The 19,108-nt window shown below is 64.0% G+C and carries 20 protein-coding genes; 12 read left to right on the top strand and 8 right to left on the bottom strand.

Going from position 1 to position 19,108, the window contains the following annotated elements:
- Window positions 1-18: 18 nt before the first annotated feature.
- Window positions 19-1,461, bottom strand: coding sequence for an OmpA family protein (locus tag FN835_RS21540; RefSeq protein WP_246098673.1), 1,443 nt, complete (start codon window positions 1,459-1,461; stop codon window positions 19-21).
- Here FN835_RS21540 and FN835_RS21545 point away from each other — a divergent pair.
- A complete protein-coding gene (locus tag FN835_RS21545; RefSeq protein ID WP_246098674.1) occupies window positions 1,417-2,394 on the top strand; it encodes a hypothetical protein in 978 nt (325 codons plus the stop codon). The genes FN835_RS21540 and FN835_RS21545 overlap by 45 nt on opposite strands.
- Before the next feature lie 72 nt (window positions 2,395-2,466).
- Here FN835_RS21545 and dprA read toward each other — a convergent pair whose 3' ends face one another.
- On the bottom strand, window positions 2,467-3,681 hold the full coding sequence (gene dprA, locus FN835_RS08050) for a DNA-processing protein DprA (protein WP_142662702.1): 1,215 nt from the start codon (window positions 3,679-3,681) through the stop codon (window positions 2,467-2,469).
- A 91-nt stretch (window positions 3,682-3,772) separates the two neighbouring features.
- Window positions 3,773-5,194 carry a metalloprotease TldD gene (tldD, locus tag FN835_RS08055; protein WP_142662703.1) on the bottom strand — a complete coding sequence of 474 codons (1,422 nt, stop codon included), beginning with the start codon at window positions 5,192-5,194 and terminating at the stop codon, window positions 3,773-3,775.
- A 164-nt stretch (window positions 5,195-5,358) separates the two neighbouring features.
- Between tldD and coxB the strand changes: the two genes are divergently transcribed.
- Genes coxB through FN835_RS08105 form a run of 10 tightly spaced genes read left to right on the top strand, consistent with a single transcriptional unit; the run spans window position 5,359 to window position 14,251 of the window.
- The gene (gene coxB, locus FN835_RS08060) at window positions 5,359-6,252 is read left to right on the top strand and encodes a cytochrome c oxidase subunit II (RefSeq protein WP_246098675.1); all 894 of its coding nucleotides are present in this window, start codon (window positions 5,359-5,361) and stop codon (window positions 6,250-6,252) included.
- A gap of 9 nt (window positions 6,253-6,261) precedes the next feature.
- Entirely contained in the window at window positions 6,262-7,179 is a 918-nt protein-coding gene (gene cyoE, locus FN835_RS08065; RefSeq protein ID WP_142662704.1) for a heme o synthase, read from the top strand.
- The gene (locus tag FN835_RS08070) at window positions 7,173-7,439 is read left to right on the top strand and encodes a hypothetical protein (RefSeq protein ID WP_246098676.1); all 267 of its coding nucleotides are present in this window, start codon (window positions 7,173-7,175) and stop codon (window positions 7,437-7,439) included. Before cyoE ends, FN835_RS08070 begins: the two co-directional genes overlap by 7 nt.
- Window positions 7,436-8,014, top strand: a complete 579-nt coding sequence (locus tag FN835_RS08075) for a cytochrome c oxidase assembly protein (RefSeq protein ID WP_142662705.1) — start codon at window positions 7,436-7,438, stop codon at window positions 8,012-8,014. Before FN835_RS08070 ends, FN835_RS08075 begins: the two co-directional genes overlap by 4 nt.
- A 34-nt stretch (window positions 8,015-8,048) precedes the next feature.
- Window positions 8,049-8,873, top strand: coding sequence for a cytochrome c oxidase subunit 3 (locus FN835_RS08080; RefSeq protein WP_142662706.1), 825 nt, complete (start codon window positions 8,049-8,051; stop codon window positions 8,871-8,873).
- A 60-nt stretch (window positions 8,874-8,933) separates the two neighbouring features.
- Window positions 8,934-9,605 carry an SURF1 family protein gene (locus FN835_RS08085; protein ID WP_142662707.1) on the top strand — a complete coding sequence of 224 codons (672 nt, stop codon included), beginning with the start codon at window positions 8,934-8,936 and terminating at the stop codon, window positions 9,603-9,605.
- Window positions 9,606-9,616: 11 nt separating this feature from the next.
- Window positions 9,617-11,005 (top strand): threonine synthase, encoded by a 1,389-nt coding sequence (gene thrC, locus FN835_RS08090; RefSeq protein WP_142662708.1) that lies wholly within the window; start codon window positions 9,617-9,619, stop codon window positions 11,003-11,005.
- On the top strand, window positions 11,002-12,267 hold the full coding sequence (locus tag FN835_RS08095) for a M16 family metallopeptidase (protein ID WP_142662709.1): 1,266 nt from the start codon (window positions 11,002-11,004) through the stop codon (window positions 12,265-12,267). Before thrC ends, FN835_RS08095 begins: the two co-directional genes overlap by 4 nt.
- Window positions 12,267-12,848 (top strand): GNAT family N-acetyltransferase, encoded by a 582-nt coding sequence (locus FN835_RS08100; protein WP_142662710.1) that lies wholly within the window; start codon window positions 12,267-12,269, stop codon window positions 12,846-12,848. Before FN835_RS08095 ends, FN835_RS08100 begins: the two co-directional genes overlap by 1 nt.
- The gene (locus FN835_RS08105; protein WP_142662711.1) at window positions 12,848-14,251 is read left to right on the top strand and encodes an FAD-binding oxidoreductase; all 1,404 of its coding nucleotides are present in this window, start codon (window positions 12,848-12,850) and stop codon (window positions 14,249-14,251) included. Before FN835_RS08100 ends, FN835_RS08105 begins: the two co-directional genes overlap by 1 nt.
- Here FN835_RS08105 and FN835_RS08110 read toward each other — a convergent pair.
- Window positions 14,211-15,125, bottom strand: coding sequence for a LysR family transcriptional regulator (locus FN835_RS08110; RefSeq protein WP_142662712.1), 915 nt, complete (start codon window positions 15,123-15,125; stop codon window positions 14,211-14,213). The genes FN835_RS08105 and FN835_RS08110 overlap by 41 nt on opposite strands.
- A gap of 104 nt (window positions 15,126-15,229) precedes the next feature.
- Here FN835_RS08110 and FN835_RS08115 point away from each other — a divergent pair, with 104 nt between their 5' ends.
- The gene (locus tag FN835_RS08115) at window positions 15,230-15,625 is read left to right on the top strand and encodes a DoxX family protein (RefSeq protein ID WP_142662713.1); all 396 of its coding nucleotides are present in this window, start codon (window positions 15,230-15,232) and stop codon (window positions 15,623-15,625) included.
- Between the two features lie 37 nt (window positions 15,626-15,662).
- Here FN835_RS08115 and FN835_RS08120 read toward each other — a convergent pair whose 3' ends face one another.
- From FN835_RS08120 to tpiA, 4 genes are all read right to left on the bottom strand, one after another.
- Complete coding sequence (locus FN835_RS08120) at window positions 15,663-16,445, bottom strand: MetQ/NlpA family ABC transporter substrate-binding protein (protein ID WP_142662714.1); 783 nt, start codon at window positions 16,443-16,445, stop codon at window positions 15,663-15,665.
- Between the two features lie 17 nt (window positions 16,446-16,462).
- The gene (locus FN835_RS08125; protein ID WP_142662715.1) at window positions 16,463-17,137 is read right to left on the bottom strand and encodes a methionine ABC transporter permease; all 675 of its coding nucleotides are present in this window, start codon (window positions 17,135-17,137) and stop codon (window positions 16,463-16,465) included.
- Entirely contained in the window at window positions 17,127-18,164 is a 1,038-nt protein-coding gene (locus tag FN835_RS08130; RefSeq protein WP_246098677.1) for a methionine ABC transporter ATP-binding protein, read from the bottom strand. The genes FN835_RS08125 and FN835_RS08130 overlap by 11 nt, the downstream gene beginning before the upstream one ends.
- 139 nt (window positions 18,165-18,303) lie before the next feature.
- On the bottom strand, window positions 18,304-19,035 hold the full coding sequence (gene tpiA, locus FN835_RS08135) for a triose-phosphate isomerase (RefSeq protein ID WP_142662717.1): 732 nt from the start codon (window positions 19,033-19,035) through the stop codon (window positions 18,304-18,306).
- Between the last annotated feature and the right edge of the window lie 73 nt (window positions 19,036-19,108).

Consider the following 19,108-nt stretch of genomic DNA (forward strand, 5'->3'; position numbering starts at 1 on the left):
GGCTTTTGTTTTCTGGGGTTAGCTGCCCTGTTCCAGCAGATCGGTGATCCGGCGCACGCTGACGCGGCGGTTTTCACGCTCATCCCCGTCCGAGGGCACAAGCTGGAACTGTTCGCCGTAACCCTGCACCACCATGTTTTCCGGCGGAACCTGGAAATACTCGGTCAGGGCAAGCGCCACCGATTCCGCGCGACGGTCGGATAGCGCAAGGTTTGCGGCATTCGAGCCGACGGAATCGGTATAGCCCTCGATCATGAATATCTCATTCGGGTTCTGTTGAACCGCGTCGCCGATGACCTTGCCCAGCGTCGCAAGCTGTTCTGCCTGACCCGAGGACAGCGCCGCCGAGCCGGTATCGAAGGTGATTTCCGGCACATTGACCGGCGCCACCAGCGAACGCACCTCGGGGATGTCGCGGATCTGGCCCAGCGTAAAGCGACGATCAGTCGACGATTCGGTCAACAGGGCCTGACGCAGCTCATCCTCCTGCCACGGGCGGTTGGTATAGACGACGGGCTGCGGCGCGGGCAGGGTCGCGACATCGACGGGCTGCACCGCCGTATCGTCGATCAGCCGCGTCTCGGTCCCATTCGGGCGGATCAGGGTGCGACGCAGGATATTCATATCGGCATCGCGGATCGTCACGACCTGACTGCCATCCGAACGCAACACCGTCGTGCGGGTCGAGCCGTCCTGATAGGTTTCGGTCCGCACGTCCGAGCCGGGCTGATACAACAGCGCGTTGTCATCGCGCACGACCTGCTGGCTGCCATCGGGCAGCATCAGCACCGCGCGGTCGCCGGTATTCAGCGCGACCTGACGGTTCCCCGACATCATCTTGCCGACGGCAAAACCGGCGGCACCTGCCAGCAGCAACTTGGCGATGTCGCTTGAATTGTCATCGTCGTCATTGTCGCGCCATTCATCGCGGCGATCGTCCCAACGGTTGTCGCGGCGGTCCATCCACGCATCGCGCCGATCAAGCCGATCTTCGCGGCGGTCTGCCTCACGCTCGCCGTCGCGCAGGTCGCGTTCCCCCTCGCGCAGGTTGCGCTCGCGGCGTTCAAGGTCGCGGCGCATTTCTTCGTCGGTCAGGCGGCGCTGACCTTCGCCACGACGCTCGCCGTCCTGCACTCGGGTGCGGAAGTCCTGATCCGAGCGGCGGCGGTCGTCATCCGAGATTTTGCGTTCGCTGACTTCGCCCTTGGCTTCGCCATTGGCGGCAAGTGCGGCAGCGGGACCGATCTTGGCACCTTCGGCGGCGCGGCGGGCAATGTCGTTTTGCTGGCCCGATGCCTCGGGCGGGGGCAGCTTCGCCTCGCCATTGCCTTCGCGCAGGCGGTTCTGCAGATCCTGCGGCGACAGGCGCGGCTGATTGCCAGCCTGCTGCTGGCGCTGCTGCTGCGCGCGGTTCGGTTGCTGTTCGTTGCCGGCCTGTTCGGGGTGGTTACGATTGGGCATCTGAGGTTCGCGTCCGCCGTTTTCGCGCTGCTCCATCGCACGGCGCAACTCATCGGCATTGCGGGGCGGAGTTTCAGGATTGCCGTTTCGGTTGGCGGGGCGATCTCCCGGCTCTGCCGCCTGACGGTTCCCTTCCTGCTGATTGGCAGGGCGCTGCTGCGGCTGGCCGTTGCCAGCCTGTTCGGGGCGGTTACGGTTGGGTTGCGCTTCGCGTCCGCCGTTTTCACGCTGCTCCATCGCGCGGCGCAGATCATCGGCGTTGCGCGGCGGGGTCGCGTCGTTGGCAGGGGCGCGATTTTCGCGCTGCTGTTGCGCGTCGGCGGCAGGGCGGCGGGCTGGGGCATCGCCGTTCTGGCGCTGCTGCGGCTGACGGTTTTGCTGCTCCTCGGCCTGACGAGGGCGGGGCTGCTGAACATCGCGCTGCGGCTGGGCTTCCCGTTGCGGCGCAGGGCGCTGCTGTTGCTGCGGTTCGCGCCGCGGCTGGGGCTGTTCGCGCTGCTGCGCCTGTTCGCGCTGCGGCTGTTGTTGCTGTGCGCGTTGACGCTGCTGCTGAGCTTCGGGCTGCGGGCGGCGCTGCTGCCCCTCGGCCTGCGCAGGGCGCTGTTGGCGCTGCGGCTGTTCGGCTTGCTCACGACGTTTCGGCTGTTCGGCCTTTTGCTGCTGGCGAGGCGCTTCGCGCTGCTCGGCCCGTGGCTTCGGCTGCTGCTTACGCTCAGGCTGGGCTTGTTCTTTCTGGCGCTGCTGCTGTTCCTTGCGAATGATCTGGCCTTGTTCCTGCGCCACCGCAATCTGCGGGGCGATCAGCGAAAAGCACGTGACCAGCGCAGTGGTGGCCCTGAGAATGCGACGCATGTCGGTTCCTTTTCCGATGCGAATAAATTCATCGCATTCTTAACCGCCCTTAATCTGGGCAGTTCCAGAACATCCGCGTGAACATATGTGAACAGGCCATAAATGGCCGGTTACAGCCGCTTTTGGGCGATAAGGGGCCGCGGTCAAAGGATTTCAATCACCAATCCGTGCGATTTTGCCCCCTGATATGCGCTGAACACGACCTGAAAGCTCCAGCGCAAGGATTGCGGGGGCCAAGGTCGCTGCGGGCAGGCCAAGATCGCGGATCAGCAGGTTTTCCTCGGTCGGACTGGGGCCAAGCATGGACAGGATCCGCGTCTCCAATTCGATGGGACCGCCCTGAGCCGGTCGTTTGGATGATTGCGGCAAGACGGCACGACCGACATCGACCAGACGGCGCGCCATCGCAGTCGGTTGCAAGGGCTTGGCGGCAGGTTGAACGGCGGGGGAAACGACGCGTTGTTCATGCAGCATGGCACCGTTTTCGGCAAGCGCGGCGATCACGTCGGCAGAGTTGCGCACCAGCACCGCCCCATCGCGGATCAGAGCGTTGCAGCCTGCCGCGCGCGCATCCATGGGATGCCCCGGCACGGCCATCACTTCGCGCCCCTGATCCAGCGCGGTTTTGGCCGTGATCAGGCTGCCTGAACGATGCGCCGCTTCGACCACCACGACGGCCCGTGACAGACCCGAGATGATGCGGTTTCGCGCCGGGAAATGCCGCGCTACCGGCTCGGTCCCCGGCGGTTGTTCGGTCATCAACAGGCCGGTTTCGCAAATACATGCGGCCAACCCCGCATTTTCGCTGGGATAGATCATGTCGATGCCGCCTGCCATGACCGCGACTGTCCCGGTGGTCAGCGTTGCCTCATGCGCGACGGTGTCGATCCCGCGGGCCAGTCCGGCAACGACCGCAGCACCGTTTTCGGCCAACCCCAGCGCCAGCCCCCGCGCCATGCGCAGCCCAAGGGATGAGGCGTTGCGCGCGCCAACCACCGCCACCGGCAGCCGATGCAGCACTGTCATGTCACCCTTGACCCACAGCACTGGCGGGGCTTCGGCAATTTCGCGCAGCTGCGGCGGATAATGCGGGTCGTCCCATGCGATCAGCTTTGCCCCGGCGCGGTGACCTGCGGCCATCTCAGCCTCTGCCACACCCATGGGGCAGGGGGCATAGTCCTGAATACCTGCGCCACGCGCCATATGGGGCAGGGCGTCCAGCGCGGCTTCTGCGCTGCCATGTTCGGCCATCAGCCGGTGAAACGTCGCAGGCCCCACCTTGCGCGAGCGGATGAGGCGCAGGACCGCAATCGCATCCCCGTTCTTGATCGTTCTGTGGTGGAGATCAAAAAGGGGAAGACTTGCCATCGCTTTCGAACCACTGCCTCATCCGCTGGGGTGGTGATGGCACGGCAATGGTTAAGAATGGGTTAGCCGCCGAAGAATTTTCCGACGACAATCAGGAAGATGAGCCGCCCACGGTCAGCCCGCCGATCATCAGGGACGGCATCCCGACGCCGACCGGAACCCATTGCCCCGACTTGCCGCAATTGCCGATACCGGGATCCAGCGCCAGATCGTTGCCGATGGCGCGGATCTGTTGCAGCGCGGTCGCGCCATCGCCGATCAGCGTCGCGCCGCGCACCGGATCGCCGATCTGGCCGTTCCTGACGCGGTAAGCCTCGGTGCAGGAAAACACGAACTTGCCGTTGGTGATGTCCACCTGACCACCGCCAAAGCCCACGGCATAGATGCCGTCTTTCAGATCGGCCAGAATCGCCCCCGGATCGTCCTGCCCAGCCAGCATGAAGGTGTTGGTCATGCGCGGCATGGGTGCGTGGGCATAGCTTTCGCGCCGACCGTTGCCGGTGGGTTCAACCCCCATCAGCCGGGCGTTCTGGCGGTCCTGCATATAGCCGACCAGAATCCCGTCCTCGATCAGCACGTTGCGGGCGGGCGCGTTGCCTTCGTCATCGACCGAGATCGAGCCGCGGCGGTCGGGGATCGTGCCGTCGTCCAGCACCGTCACGCCGGGGGACGCCACGCGCTGGCCCATCAGCCCGGCAAAAGCAGAATGGCCCTTGCGGTTGAAATCGCCTTCCAGCCCATGTCCCACGGCTTCATGCAGCAGGATGCCGGGCCAGCCGGGGCCCAGCACCACGTCCATCACTCCGGCAGGGGCCGGGACCGAACGCAGGTTGACCAATGCGATGCGCAGCGCCTCGTGCACCTGTGCCTGCCAATGTTCGGGCGCGATCAGCCCGTCCAATGCGATGCGCCCGCCGCCGCCTGCGGTGCCGGCTTCGCGGCGGCTGTTCGATTCCACGATGACCGAGACATTCACCCGCGCCATGGGCCGGATGTCGGTCGCAAGCCCGCCTTCGGGGCGAAGAATCGCGATTTCCTGAACCGAGGTCGAGATGCTGGCCGAAACCTGCACCACGCGGGGATCAAGCCCGCGCGCGAAGGCGTCGATTTCGCGCAGCACGGCCACGCGGGTGGCAAAGCTGATCCCCTCGGCGGGGTCGATGGGCGCGTATAGCGGGGTGATATTGGCCGATGGCGGCAAAGCCAGCGAAGCCCCGCCGTCGCCCACCGCAAGGCGCACCGTCTGCGCGGCCTTTTTCAGTGCGTTTTCATCAATCTCGGTCGAATGGGCATAGCCGGTCACTTCGCCGCGTACGGCACGCAGTCCGAAACCCTGTTCCGCATCATAGCTGGCGGTGCGCAGGCGTCCGTCATCAAAGACCAGCGTTTCTGCGCGCGAGCGTTCCATGAACAGCTCTCCGTCATCAGCCCCGGCAAGCGCATCTTGCAGCACACGCAGGGCGCGTTCGCGGTCAAGATGGGTTTCAAACGGGGAAAATGGCGCGTCTGTCATGCGAAAGTCCTTTGCCTGGAAGCATCGACTAGGGGTTTTTTGGTCGCAAGTCGATAGGTATGACTTGCCCGTGAACAGAGAATATGGTTGTCAAACAATACCGATGTTGGCTGAGCCGGAGGAGGTTGGCTCACCGACAAGACAGTAGGCAACGGGATGGGATAATGGCAATTGCGACGATGCGCCGCAAATTCGCGGCAGTTACTGGCCTTGGTTTCGCGGCATTGTCAGGCGTTCCAGCCGCCGCCCAAGAGGTGCTGGGCGATCTGCCGGTGATCGGCAAGCCGCACGCCAAGGGAATGGGTTTTCAGCCGCCTTCAAGCCCGCTTGCGCATGACCAGCAATGGCTGGACCACTTCGTCCTTTATATCATCACCGCCGTCACGATCTTTGTCTGCCTGCTGCTGCTGATCTGCATTCTGCGCTACAATCGGCGCGCGAATCCGGTTCCGGCGCGCTTTACCCACAACACCCCGATCGAGATCGCATGGACGCTGGTTCCGGTGCTGATCCTTGTCGCGATCGGTGCGTTTTCGCTGCCGATCCTGTTCCGCAGCCAGGAAATGCCCAACAATCCCGATCTGGTCATCAAGGCCATCGGCCACCAGTGGTATTGGTCCTATGAATACCCCAATGACGGCGTGGCTTTCGATGCGCTGATGCTGGAAAAGGATGCCCTGGCCGATGCGGGATATTCCGAGGATGAATATCTGCTGGCCGCCGATAACCCGGTCGTCGTGCCGGTCGGCAAGACGGTGCTTGTTCAAGTCACCGCGACCGACGTGATTCACAGCTGGACGATCCCGGCATTCGCCGTAAAGCAGGATGCGGTGCCTGGTCGCATTGCGCAGCTCTGGTTTTCGGCGGATCATGAGGGCGTATATTTCGGCCAATGCTCCGAACTCTGCGGCATCAACCACGCCTATATGCCCATCGTGGTCAAGGCTGTGAGCCAAGAGAAATACGACGCTTGGCTGGCCGGTGCGAAGGAAGAATTCGCCGCCGACGCCTCTGACTATCTGCCTGCCCAGCCGGTCAAGCTGGCGCAGGCGCAATAAGGGAAAGCTGTGGCTGATACCAACGCATATGAGGGGCCCGCCGAAGCGGGCTTCGGTGACTACGTCGCGCTTTTGAAGCCGCGCGTGATGTCTTTGGTCGTGTTTACGGCCTTTGTCGGCCTGTGGATCGCCCCGGTGCCGATGAATCCGTTCGTCGCCTTCTGCTCGGTGCTGTTCATCGCGCTGGGGGGCGGGGCGTCGGGCGCGCTGAACATGTGGTATGATTCGGACATCGACGCCGTGATGAAACGCACGGCGGGTCGCCCCGTACCGTCCGGCCGCGTGTCGCGCGATGATGCGCTGGCCGTGGGGCTGGCACTGTCGGGTCTGTCGGTGATGATGCTGGGGCTGGCTGCGAACTGGTTCGCGGCGGGCTTTCTGGCCTTCACCATCTTCTTTTACGCTGTGGTCTACACGATCTGGCTGAAACGCTCGACACCGCAGAACATCGTCATCGGCGGTGCGGCGGGGGCATTCCCGCCGATGATCGGCTGGGCCTGCGCCACGGGCGGCATCGGGCTGGAATCGCTGCTGATGTTCGCGTTGATCTTTTTCTGGACGCCGCCGCATTTCTGGGCCTTGGCGCTGTTCATGAACAACGACTACACCAAGGCGGGCGTGCCGATGCTGACCGTGACGCATGGCCGCCGCGTCACGCGCCGCCACATCTTTGGCTACACGCTGGTGCTGGCGCCCTTCGCGATCTGGCTGGCCTTCACCTCGGTCGGTGGGCCGTTCTACCTTGCGGTCTCGGCCGTGCTGAACGTCATGTTCATTGCGGGCGGCTGGCAGATCCTGCGCCGTTCCGAAGAACAGGCCGAGGCGGATGGCTACAAGGTCGAGAAACGCTATTTCCGCCAGTCGCTGTATTACACCTTCCTGCATTTCCTGGCGCTGCTGGTGCAGCACTGGATGGGGGGATGGTGATGCTGCCACGGGTCGAGCATGAGCTGCACAAGCGCCGCCGCAGCCGCAATATCGGCCTTCTGGTCGTGCTTCTGGCCTTTGCCGCGCTGGTTTTCGGCCTGTCGATCGTCAAGATCACCAATGGCGACATGATGGAGGGCTTCGACCACCAGCCCCGCGCCTCGGTCCTGCCGCAGGACCCGAACCCGCCCGCCAAGCCCGCCGGTCCCGTGGCCGCGCCGGGCACGCCGGGCGCCCGAGCTTTGGAGGAAAGCCCGTGATCCAGCGTTCCAACACCCGCACCGTCAGCTACCTGCTTGGCATCGTCGTGGTGATGGGCGCCCTGTCATGGGCCGCGGTTCCGTTCTACAACTGGTTCTGCAAGGTCACCGGCTATGGCGGCACGACGAACGTCGCGACGCAGGCATCCGACCATGTGCTGGATGAAAAGGTCCGCGTGCGGTTCGATGCCAATGTCGATCCCAAGATGGGCTGGACCTTCCGCCCGATGCAGCGCGACATGGAGTTGCGGATCGGTGAAAACGCCATCGCCTTCTACGAGGCGGTGAACACAACGGACCAGCCGATCACCGGCACCGCCAGCTATAACGTCGCCCCCGACATCGCGGGCTATTACTTCAACAAGATCGAATGCTTCTGCTTCACCGAGCAGACCCTGCAACCCGGAGAGCGGATCGAAATGCCGGTCAGCTTTTTCGTCGATGCCGGGATCGTGGATGACGACGACGCCAGCCGCGTCCGCGACATCACGCTGTCCTATACTTTCCACCGGACCGAGCCTTCTGCTCCCAAGCAGGCGGCTCTGGACAAGAAGCCGGATCAAAACGTCAACTAGCAACGAAGACGCGAGCCAACAGCGGAGCGCAGCCATGGCCCATGTAAAGAACCACGACTATCAGATCCTTCCGCCCTCGATCTGGCCGTTCCTCGGCGCAATCAGTGCCTTCGTGATGCTGACCGGCGGGGTGGCATGGATGAAGGGGATCACCTTCTTCGGCGCGCCCATCGAAGGCCCGTGGATGTTCCTGATCGGCCTTGTCGCAGTGCTTTACGTGATGTTCGGCTGGTGGTCCGACGTCGTGACCGAGGGTGAGACGGGCGAGCATACCCCCGTCGTCCGCATCGGCCTGCAATACGGCTTCATCCTGTTCATCATGTCCGAAGTGATGTTCTTCGTCGCCTGGTTCTGGGCCTTCATCAAGAACGCGCTTTACCCGATGGGGCCGGACAGCCCGATCAAGGATGGCGTCTGGCCGCCCGAGGGGATCGTGACATTCGACCCCTTCCACCTGCCGCTGATCAACACGCTGATCCTGCTGCTGTCGGGCGTTGCCGTGACCTGGGCGCACCACGCCTTTGTCCACGAAGGCGACCGCAAGACCACGATCAACGGCCTGATCATCGCCGTGGTTCTGGGCCTGTGCTTCACTGCGCTGCAAGCCTATGAATACAGCCACGCGGCCTTCGGTCTGGCCGATACGGTCTATGCGGGCACGTTCTTCATGGCGACGGGCTTTCACGGGCTGCACGTCATCATCGGCACGATCTTCCTGTTCGTCTGCCTGATCCGCTTCATGCGCGGGCAGATGACCCCCAAGCAGCATGTCGGCTTCGAGGCGGCGGCCTGGTATTGGCACTTTGTGGACGTGGTCTGGCTGTTCCTTTACGTCGTGGTCTATATCTGGGGCCGCTGACCCCTGAAGATTTTCCGGGCGGCGCGGGGACAGCCCTCGCGCCGTTTTCTATGAGGGTATATGCGCCGCTATCTGTTTCCGTTGATCCTTGGCGTGCTGGGCTGCGCGGCGCTGATTTCGCTTGGCGTCTGGCAATTGCAGCGCATGGCATGGAAGGAAGCGATGCTGGCGCAGATCCAGTCCCGCATCGACGGCGCGCCGGTCGCGCTGCCTGCGGATCCCGACCCGTCCATGAAATACCAGCCCGTCACCGTTTCCGGCACGACCACCGGCGATGAAATCGACGTGCTTTCGGGCACCAAGGATCTGGGTGGCGGCTATCAGGTGATTTCCGGCTTTGTGACCGATGACGGGCGCCGCATCATGCTGGATCGCGGTTTCGTTGATCAGGATCATCGCCGCGACCCGCGCCCGCCCACGCGGCTTGAGGTGGTGGGCAACCTGCATTGGCCGGACGAAAAGGGTTCGGCCACACCTGCGCCGAACCTGTCGGAAAACATCTGGTTCGCCCGCGACGTGCCCGCGATGGCGCAAAAGCTGGGCACGGACCCGGTGCTGGTCGTCGTGGCGCAGGCTGCAGGTGACATGCAGGGCGTCGCACCCATGCCAGTCGCCATTCAGGGCATTCCGAACAACCATCTTAGCTATGCCGTGCAATGGTTAATGATTGCGGTTGTCTGGGCAGGGATGACAGTCGCGCTGATCTGGCGTATCAGGCAGCGTCAATTCTAAAGGGATCAAGGATGCGCTACGTTTCGACCCGAGGCCGGGCAGAGGTTCTGGATTTCGCGCAGGCCATGATGACGGGCCTTGCCCGCGATGGCGGGTTGTATCTGCCGGAAACGATTCCGACCTTTACCGCTGAGGAGATCGCGGCGCTTGACGGCCTGTCCTATGAGGAAGTCGCGCTGCGCGTCCTGACCCCCTTTGTCGGCGAAAGCTTTACGCAGGACGAGCTGAAGGGCGCGATCAGCCGCGCCTATGCAGGCTTCGATCACGTCGCCCGCGCGCCCATGGTGCAACTCGCCCCCGGTCATTTCCTGCTGGAGCTGTTCCACGGGCCCACGCTGGCCTTCAAGGACTTTGCCATGCAGCTGATCGGTCAGCTGTTCCAACTGGCGCTGGCGAAATCGGGGCAGCGGGTCACGATCCTTGGCGCGACCTCGGGCGATACCGGCTCGGCCGCGATCGAGGCGTTCCGGGGCCTGTCCAACGTCGATGTGTTCATCATGTATCCGCATGGCCGCGTCAGCGAAGTGCAGCGCCGCCAGATGTCCACGCCTGCGGATGCAAACGTGCACGCGCTGGCCGTGGACGGCACCTTCGATGACTGCCAGGCACGGCTGAAAGATCTGTTCAACGACCATGATTTCCGCGATGGCGTGGGTCTGGCGGGCGTGAACTCGATCAACTGGGCGCGGGTGCTGGCGCAGATCGTCTATTACTTCACCGCCGCCGTCAGTGTGGGCGCGCCGGGGCGCCAGGTCGATTTCACCGTGCCCACGGGGAATTTCGGTGACATCTTCGCGGGTTCGATCGCCAAGGCCATGGGCCTGCCGGTCGGCCAACTGGTCGTTGCGACGAACCAGAACGACATCCTGCACCGCGCGCTGACCACCGGCGAATATCGCGTGGGCACGGTCGAACCCTCGATCAGCCCCTCGATGGACATTCAGGTCAGCTCGAATTTCGAACGTGCCTTGTGGCTGGCCTATGGTCAGGACGGCGCGGCCGTGACGCAGTTGATGGAGGAGCTGAAATCCGGCGGTTTCACCATCAGCCAAGGTGCGTTGCAGGCGTTGCGCGAAACCTTCGTTTCGGGCCGCGTGTCCGAAGCCGAGACGACGGAAACCATCGCCGTGATCCGTGATGAAACGGCAGAAGTCATCTGCCCGCACACCGCCGTCGCCGTGAAGATCGCGCGCGAACATCTGCGCCCCGGCGTGCCGATGATCAGCCTGTCCACCGCGCATCCGGCCAAATTCCCCGATGCGGTCGAGGCCGCAATCGGCATCCGCCCGGCGCTGCCGCCGCATATGGCCGATCTTTTCGACAAACCCGAACGCATCACCCGAGTTGAAAACGACCCGGAAAAGCTTAAATCGCTGATCCTTGAACGGAGAACAGCTTGAACGACACCCGCATCAGCACCTTGCCGAACGGTCTGCGCGTCATCACCCGCGACATGCCCGGCCTGCATTCAGCCGCCATCGGCATCTGGGTCAGCGCCGGTTGTCGCGACGAACGCGCCGAACAGAACGGCATCGCGCATTTTCTTGAACATATGGCCTTCAAGGGGACGCCCACGCGCACGCCCCTGCAAATCGCCGAAGCGATCGAAAATGTCGGCGGCTATATCAACGCCTATACCTCGCGCGATGTGACCAGCTATTACGTCCGCGTTCTGGCGGGCGATGTCGGCATGGCGCTGGACGTGATTTCCGACATCGTGCTGAACCCGATCTTTGATCAGCGCGAGATCGAGGTCGAGCGTGGCGTGATCCTGCAGGAAATCGGCCAGTCGCTGGACACGCCCGATGACGTGATCTTTGACTGGCTGCAGGAAGCTGCCTATCCGAACCAGCCGATGGGCCGCACCATCCTTGGCCCGGCCGAGCGTGTCAGCAATTTCAGCCGCGACGATCTTTCGGGCTTCATAGGCGAACATTACGGGCCGGAACGCATGATCGTGGCCGCCGCTGGCGCGGTCGATCACGATGCCATTCTGGCGCAGGTTCAGGCGACGTTTTCGCATCTGGCGGCGCGTCCGTTGACCTCGCGCGAACCGGCGCGGTGGCAGGGCGCCGAGACGCGGCGCGTGAAAAAGCTGGAGCAGGCGCATTTCGCGCTGGCCTTCGAAGGTCCGGGCTATCTGGACCCGGATTTCTATGCGGCGCAGATCTGGACCTCGGCACTGGGGGGCGGCATGTCATCGCGCCTGTTCCAGAAGCTGCGCGAGGAAAAGGGGCTGTGCTATTCGATATTCGCACAGTCGGGTTTCCATGACGATACCGGCATGGTCACGATCTATGCTGGCACCTCGGGCGACCAGATCGCGGATCTGGCGAACCTGACGGTCGATGAAATCCGCCGCTCGGCCGAGGATATGACCGAAGGTGAAATCGCCCGTGCCCGTGCGCAGCTAAAGGCCGGTCTGCTGATGGGGCTGGAAAGCCCGACCGGGCAGGCCGAACGCATGGCGCGTTCGCTGGCGATCTGGGGCCGCGTTGCCGACCCCGCCGAGGTGGCCGCGCGCATCGACGCCGTGACCATTCAGGACGTTCGCGACCACGCGGTGCGGCTGATCCAGAATGCCCGGCCTGCGCTTGCGCTATATGGGCCGGTGAAATCGGCCCCATCGCGCGACAAGCTGTCCGAAAGGCTTGCCGCATAATGTTCAACCGCCGCCGTCCGCCTCGTTTGGAAACCGAGCGGATGGTGCTGCGTTTGCCCGTGCATGGCGACCATCATCCTTGGGCCGCCCTGCGCGTCACCAGCCGCGATTTCCTGACGCCGTGGGAACCTGTCTGGGCAGCCGACCACCTGTCCAAGCGCAGTTTCACCAACCGCGTCTATTGGGCGCAGCGGGCGCATCGCAACGGCTCGGCGCTGCCGCTGTTTCTGATGCGGCATGACAACACGCTGCTGGGGGCGATCACGCTGGACAATATCCGGCGCGGGCCTGCGCAGATGGCCAGCATCGGCTATTGGATCGGCCAGCCCTTCGCGCGGCAGGGCTATATGCGCGAAGCGATCGACGCGCTGGTAAAATACGCCTTTCACGCGCTGGATCTGTCGCGGATCGAGGCCGCCTGCCTGCCGGAAAACGCCGCCTCGCGCGGGGTGCTGGAACGCGCGGGCTTCAAATATGAAGGCGTGGCGCAAAGCTATCTGCAGATCAACGGGCGCTGGCGCAACCACGTGCTATACGCCAACCTGCGGGGCGATCGTCGCGGCAAGACCGAGGTGCGCTGATGCTGAACCCTGCCGATTCCGCTTTGGCCGCAGCCCTGCCGGATGGCGTGCTGCGTGAACTGACGCCCGCCTATCTTGAGGAACCTCGGGGGCGGTATCTGGGGCAGGCGGGTCTGGTCGCTGCGCCGCGAAACACGGCTGAGGTGGCAGCCATCGTCCGGGCCTGTGCTGCCGCGCGTGTGGGTATCGTGCCGCGTGGCGGCGGGACGGGGCTGGTCGCCGGGCAGGTCATGCCCGATGGTCCCGCGCCGCTGATCCTGTCGCTGGAACGCATGACCGCGCTGCGTGGCCTGTGGCCCGAGGAAAACGTGCTGGTGGCCGAGGCGGGCATGACCCTGCAAACCGTGCGCGACGCGGCGGCGGGCGCGGGACGGCTGTTCCCGCTGTCGCTGGCCAGTCAGGGGACGGCCGCGATTGGCGGCTGCCTTGCGACCAATGCGGGCGGCGTGTCAGCGCTGCGCCACGGCACGGCCCGCGCGCTGTGTCTGGGGATCGAGGCAGTGCTGCCCGATGGCAGCGTCATTCACGACCTGAAACGCCTGCGCAAAGACAATACCGGTTACGATCTGCGCGACCTGCTGATCGGGGCCGAGGGGACGCTGGGCATCATCACTGCTGCCAGCCTGCGTCTGGTCGTGCCGCCTGCGGCGACGGGCGTGGCGATGCTGCAAGTGCCTTCCCCAGATGCCGCGCTGACACTGTTGTCGCTGGCCGAGGGGCGCATGGCAGGCGGTGTCACCAGCTTTGAGCTGATCTCCGGGCAGGGGCTGGCCTTTCTGGCCGAGAAGCTGCCCGAGATCCGCCAGCCCTTGCCCGGCGCCGAATGGTCGGTGCTGTTGGAGGTCGGTTTGCCCGAAGGTCTGCCCTCGGACACCGCGCTGGAGGGGCTGCTGACCGACGCCATGGAACGCGGGCTGGTCACGGACGGGGTTATCGCGCAGTCGGGCCAGCAGGCGGCGGATTTCTGGAACCTGCGCGAACATCTGCCCGAAGGAAATCGCCGCATCGGTGCCATTGCCAGCCATGACATCAGCTTGCCGCTCTCGGAAATCGCGGGCTTCATCCGCGATGCGGGCGCGGCGCTGGCGGGCCATGATCTGCGCATCAACTGCTTTGGCCATCTGGGCGACGGCAATCTGCATTACAACCTGTTCCCGGCGGCGGGGCGGCAGCGCGGCGAATATGATGCCAGCCGCAAGGCGTTGTCGCGGCTGGTCCATCAGATGGTGGTGGATCGGGGCGGCAGCTTTTCGGCGGAACATGGCGTCGGTCGCCTGAAGGTGGCCGAGCTTGCCGAATGGGGCGACCCCGCCCGTCTGGCCGCGATGCGGGCGATCAAGACGGCGCTGGACCCGCTGGGCATCATGAATCCGGGGGCGGTGCTTTCCCAAGCGCAGGACTAAGGTTGTGGCGCAGGTGATCCAGATAGGCGGTCAGACGCGGCGGGATGAACGGCTGCGGCAGATACAGCGCCTGAATATCCAGCTGCGGACCCGGAAAGCCGTCCAGCAGGCGCACCAGCCGCCCCTGTGACACGTCCTCGGTGATGATGAAACGCGGGATCAGCCCGATCCCTTCGCCCTGTAGCGCCAGACGCCGCACGGCCTGCGCGCTGTTTACCGTGATCTTGCCCGGCAGGGGAACGCTGATCGCCCGCCCTTCGATCACGAAGGTGCCACGATGGGCGGATGCCGCATTACTGTCGCGGATATTGCGATGGTCGCGCAGGTCGTCGGGATGACGCGGGGCAGGGTGCTGCGCCAGATAATCGGGGCTGGCGACCGCCCATGTCTCGGTCCGGCCGATCCGGCGCGAAATCAGGCTGGAATCGCCCAGAACGCCGATGCGGATGGCCAGATCGAACCCTTCGGCGGCCAGATCGACATAGCGGTCGGTCAGGCGCAGATCGACCTCGATCCCGCTATGCTGGCTTAGGAAATCCGAGGTCAGGACACGCACGAACATCTCGCCGAAACTGACGGGGGCGGTGATGCGCAACCGACCCGACAGCGCGCCTTCGTCGGCGCTGGCCTGTGCGTCCAGCTCCTCGACTGCCGACAGCACGCGACGGGCGGCCAGCAGATAGCGTTCGCCTGCCGTTGTCAGCGACAGCGCGCGGGTGGTGCGGTTCAGCAGCGTGATGCCCTGCTGCCCCTCAAGCGCTGCGACATATTTGCTGACCAGCTTATTCGAGATGCCCAGCCGCTGCCCCGCCCGCGTGAACGAGCCGGAATCCACCACGGCGACGAATGCACGGATGCCGTCAAGTCTGTCCATTGATCCCCATATCGGCGACAATATTTCGCCAATCATACCCATTTCTGCGATAGTCGCAAAGGCTTAGGTTCGCTTCATGCAAATTGTTCGACGGAGCAAATGAAATGACCAACAATAATGCGGACATCGCCGCCTTTATCCTGCGCGTCTCGACCGGGGCGGTGTTTCTGGTCCATGGCCTGACCAAGCTGATCGTGTTCACCCCTGCGGGCACGGCGGGCTATTTCCAGTCAATTGGCCTGCCGGGTGCGCTTGGCTATCTGACCATGCTGATCGAGATTCTGGGCGGTCTTGCCCTGATCGCCGGGATCGCCACCCGTTGGGTGTCGCTGGTGATGGTGCCAGTGCTGCTGGGTGCGGCCTTGTTCGGCCATGCCGGCAACGGGTTCACCTTCAGCAATCCGGGCGGCGGCTGGGAATATCCCGTGCTGTGGGCCGTGGTGATGGGGGCGCTGTCGCTGTTGGGCGACGGGGCTTGGTCCTTGGGCCGCAAACGCTGAAATGAAAAACGCCCCGCTTTCGCGGGGCGTTTACGTATTACCAGGCGGGGATGACCGCGCCGGTATATTTGTTCTGGATGTATGCCTTTACCTCGGGCGAGTGATAGGCTTCGACCAGCGTTTTCGCCCAATCCGCATCCTTGTCGGCGGTGCGCACGACGATGATGTTGGCATAGGGGCTGTCGGCATCTTCGATGGCGATGGCGTCTTTTTCCGGGTTCAGGCCGGCTTCCAGCGCATAGTTGGTGTTGATGACCGCCGCATCGGCATCGGCCAGCGCGCGGGGCAGTTGCGCCGCGTCCAGTTCAAGGAATTTCAGCTTTTTCGCGTTTTCGGTCACGTCCAGCGGTGTGGGAGACAGGCCAGCCGCGTCATCGACCTTGATCAGTCCCTTGGCTTGCAGCAGCAGCAGCGCGCGGCCACCATTGGTCGGGTCGTTCGGGATCGCGACGCTGTTGCCTTCGGCCAGATCGTCCAGCGATTTCAGCTTTTGCGAATAGACGCCCATGGGCGTGGTGATGGTCTTGCCCACCGACACCAGATCGAAGCCGCGATCCTTGATCTGGTTGTCCAGATAGGGCTGGTGCTGGAAGCTGTTGGCTTGCAGGTCGCCATCGTTCAGGGCCTGGTTCGGCACGACGTAATCGGTGAATTCGATGATGTCGATGGTCAGGCCCTTGGTTTCGGCGACCTTGGCGACCTGTTCCATGATTTCGGCATGTTCGCCGACCGAAACGCCGACCTTGATTTCTTCGGCCGAGGCCATGCCCGCGATCAGCGCAAGCGTCGAGGCGAGGGCGGCAATGCGAAGTTTACGCATGTTTGGTCCTTTCAGGGTTAACGGCCCCGGTTGCGGGGTGCGCGTTTGTCAAAGCGCGATGCGATCCATTCCCCAAGGGACTGGACCAGTTGCACCAGCACGATCAGGATGACCACCACGGCCAGCATCACTTCGGGCATGAAGCGTTGATAGCCATAGCGGATGCCAAGGTCGCCCAAGCCTTCCCCGCCGACTGCGCCGACCATGGCGGAATAGCCGATCAGGCTGACCACCGCGAGCGTCAGGCCAAGGATGATGCCGGGCATCGCCTCGGGGATCAGCACCTTGCGGACGATCTGGCCGGGGGTGGCACCCATGGCGCGCGCGGCCTCGATCAGGCCGGCATCCACCTCGCGGATGGCGGTTTCGATCAGGCGGGCGATGAAGGGGGCGCTTGCAATGGTCAGGGGCACGATGGCGGCGGTGGTGCCGATGGACGTGCCCGCGATCAGCCGCGTCAGCGGAATGATCGCCACGACCAGAATGATAAAGGGGGTCGAACGCGCGGCGTTCACGACCAGCCCCAGCACCGTGTTAAGGATCGGGGCCGACAGCAATTCGCCCCGGCGCGAAGTGGCCAGAAAAATGCCCAAGGGGCCACCGATCAGCGTGCCGATCAGCGTGGACATGGCGACCATGTAAAGCGTTTGCAGCGTGGATTCCCACAGCAGGGGCGCAAGGTTAGTCCACATAGCCAAGCACCTCGGTCAGCAGCCCGTGTTCTTCCAGAAAGCGGCGCGATTCCTCGGCCCGTTCGGCGGGGATGCCGACGATCAGGCTGCCAAAGGGCTGATCGCCGATCTCCTCAATGGCGCCGGCAAGGATGTTGACGCTGACGCCGCGTTCCGCCGTCAGACGGGCCAGCATCGGGTCGGTCGCGTGCGTGCCGGTGAATGTGATCTGCACCACCGCCTCGGACGCGCCTTCCGGGGTGTCGCGCAGGCGTTCGGCCACGAATTGCGGCATGGTGACGCCGGTGACGCCTTTCAGGAACGACCGCGTGGTCGGATGCGCTGGCCGAGAGAAGACGGCGTAAGTCTCACCCGCCTCGACGATCTGGCCGCCTTCGATCACGGCGACATGGCTGCAGATGTCACGCACCACGGCCATTTCGTGGGTGATCAGCAGGATCGTCAGGCCAAGATCGCGGTTGATCCGTGCCAGTAGGTCCAGCACCTGCCGCGTGGTGTCGGGATCAAGGGCCGAGGTCGCCTCATCTGACAGCAGCACCTTGGGGCCGGTCGCCAAGGCGCGGGCAATGCCGACGCGCTGTTTCTGCCCGCCCGACAGTTCCGCCGGATAGCGGTTCGTCTGCGCGGTCAGACCGACCCGTTCGATCAGTTCGGCCACACGCGGGGCGATATTGCGTTCGCCCGCGATTTCCAGCGGCAGCGCGATGTTTTCCGCCACCGTGCGGCTGGCCAGCAGATTGAAGTGCTGAAATATCATGCCGACCTCGCGCCGGATGGCGCGCAGCTCCGACCCCGATGCCGCGCCCACGTCGCGCCCGTTCACCATCACCTGTCCGGCGCTGGGACGTTCCAGCCCGTTCACCATGCGCAGCAGCGTGGATTTGCCCGCGCCGGAACGCCCGATGATGCCGGTGACGGCACCCTGTGGCACCGATAGCGTGATGTCCTGCAACGCGATCACGTCACTGCCACCCTTTTGCGGATAGCGGCGCGTCACGTCCAGAAATGAGATTGCGGGAGCCTGCATAAGTCCTTCCTGAAGTTCAGGCTGACCTATGCGCGCAAGCCCCCGCTTTGCAAGAGGCACCTGCCCATGGAAACGGCAATGCCATTCCATCCGCGGCGTTACGGATGGAATAGCGTTCTTTTTGAGTGAAATTCTGCGGTCAGGCTGCCGAAAGCGCCGCGACTATGGGGGCGAAATCGGCGGCCTTCAGGCTGGCCCCGCCCACCAGCGCGCCATTCACATGCGCGATGGCAAAGATTTCCGCCGCGTTGCCGGGCTTGACCGAGCCGCCGTAAAGCAGGCTGAAATCGGCGCCATCGGCAAAACGCTCGGACAGGCGTTCGCGCATCAGGGCGTGAACCTCGGCAATCTGGGCGTCTGTGGGCGTGCGGCCGGTGCCGATGGCCCAGACGGGTTCATAGGCGATGACCGTATTCGCCGCCGTGGCGCAATCGGGAACCGAGCCGGCCAACTGCGCCGAGATCACGTCCAGCGTCGCGCCGCTGTCGCGCTGGGTCTCGGTCTCGCCGACGCAGATCACGGCGATCAGGCCCGCCTCATGCGCAGCGACGGATTTCGCGGCAATCTGCGCGTCGGTTTCGGCATGGTCGGTGCGGCGTTCGGAATGGCCCAGAATGACATGGCTTGCGCCCGCATCTTTCAACTGCGCCGCCGCGATGTCGCCGGTATGCGCGCCCGAGGCGTTGGCGTGGCAATCCTGACCGCCGGTGGCGATGCCTTTGGCCGCGACCGCATGGATCAGCGTGGCGGGCGGGCAGATCAGCACATCGCAACCCGGCACGGCATCGGCCAGAAGCTGGTCGATCTGGGCCAGCGAGGCCAGGGTTCCGTTCATCTTCCAGTTACCGGCAGCAAGTTTGCGCGGGGCCATCAGCCTCTCCCTTGTCATGGTCTGCCAAGGGGATAGGGGCCGCGCGCCGGGGGATCAAGCGGCCCTTTGGGAT

It is taken from the genome of Paracoccus laeviglucosivorans, from assembly GCF_900182695.1.
GTDB lineage: Bacteria > Pseudomonadota > Alphaproteobacteria > Rhodobacterales > Rhodobacteraceae > Paracoccus > Paracoccus laeviglucosivorans.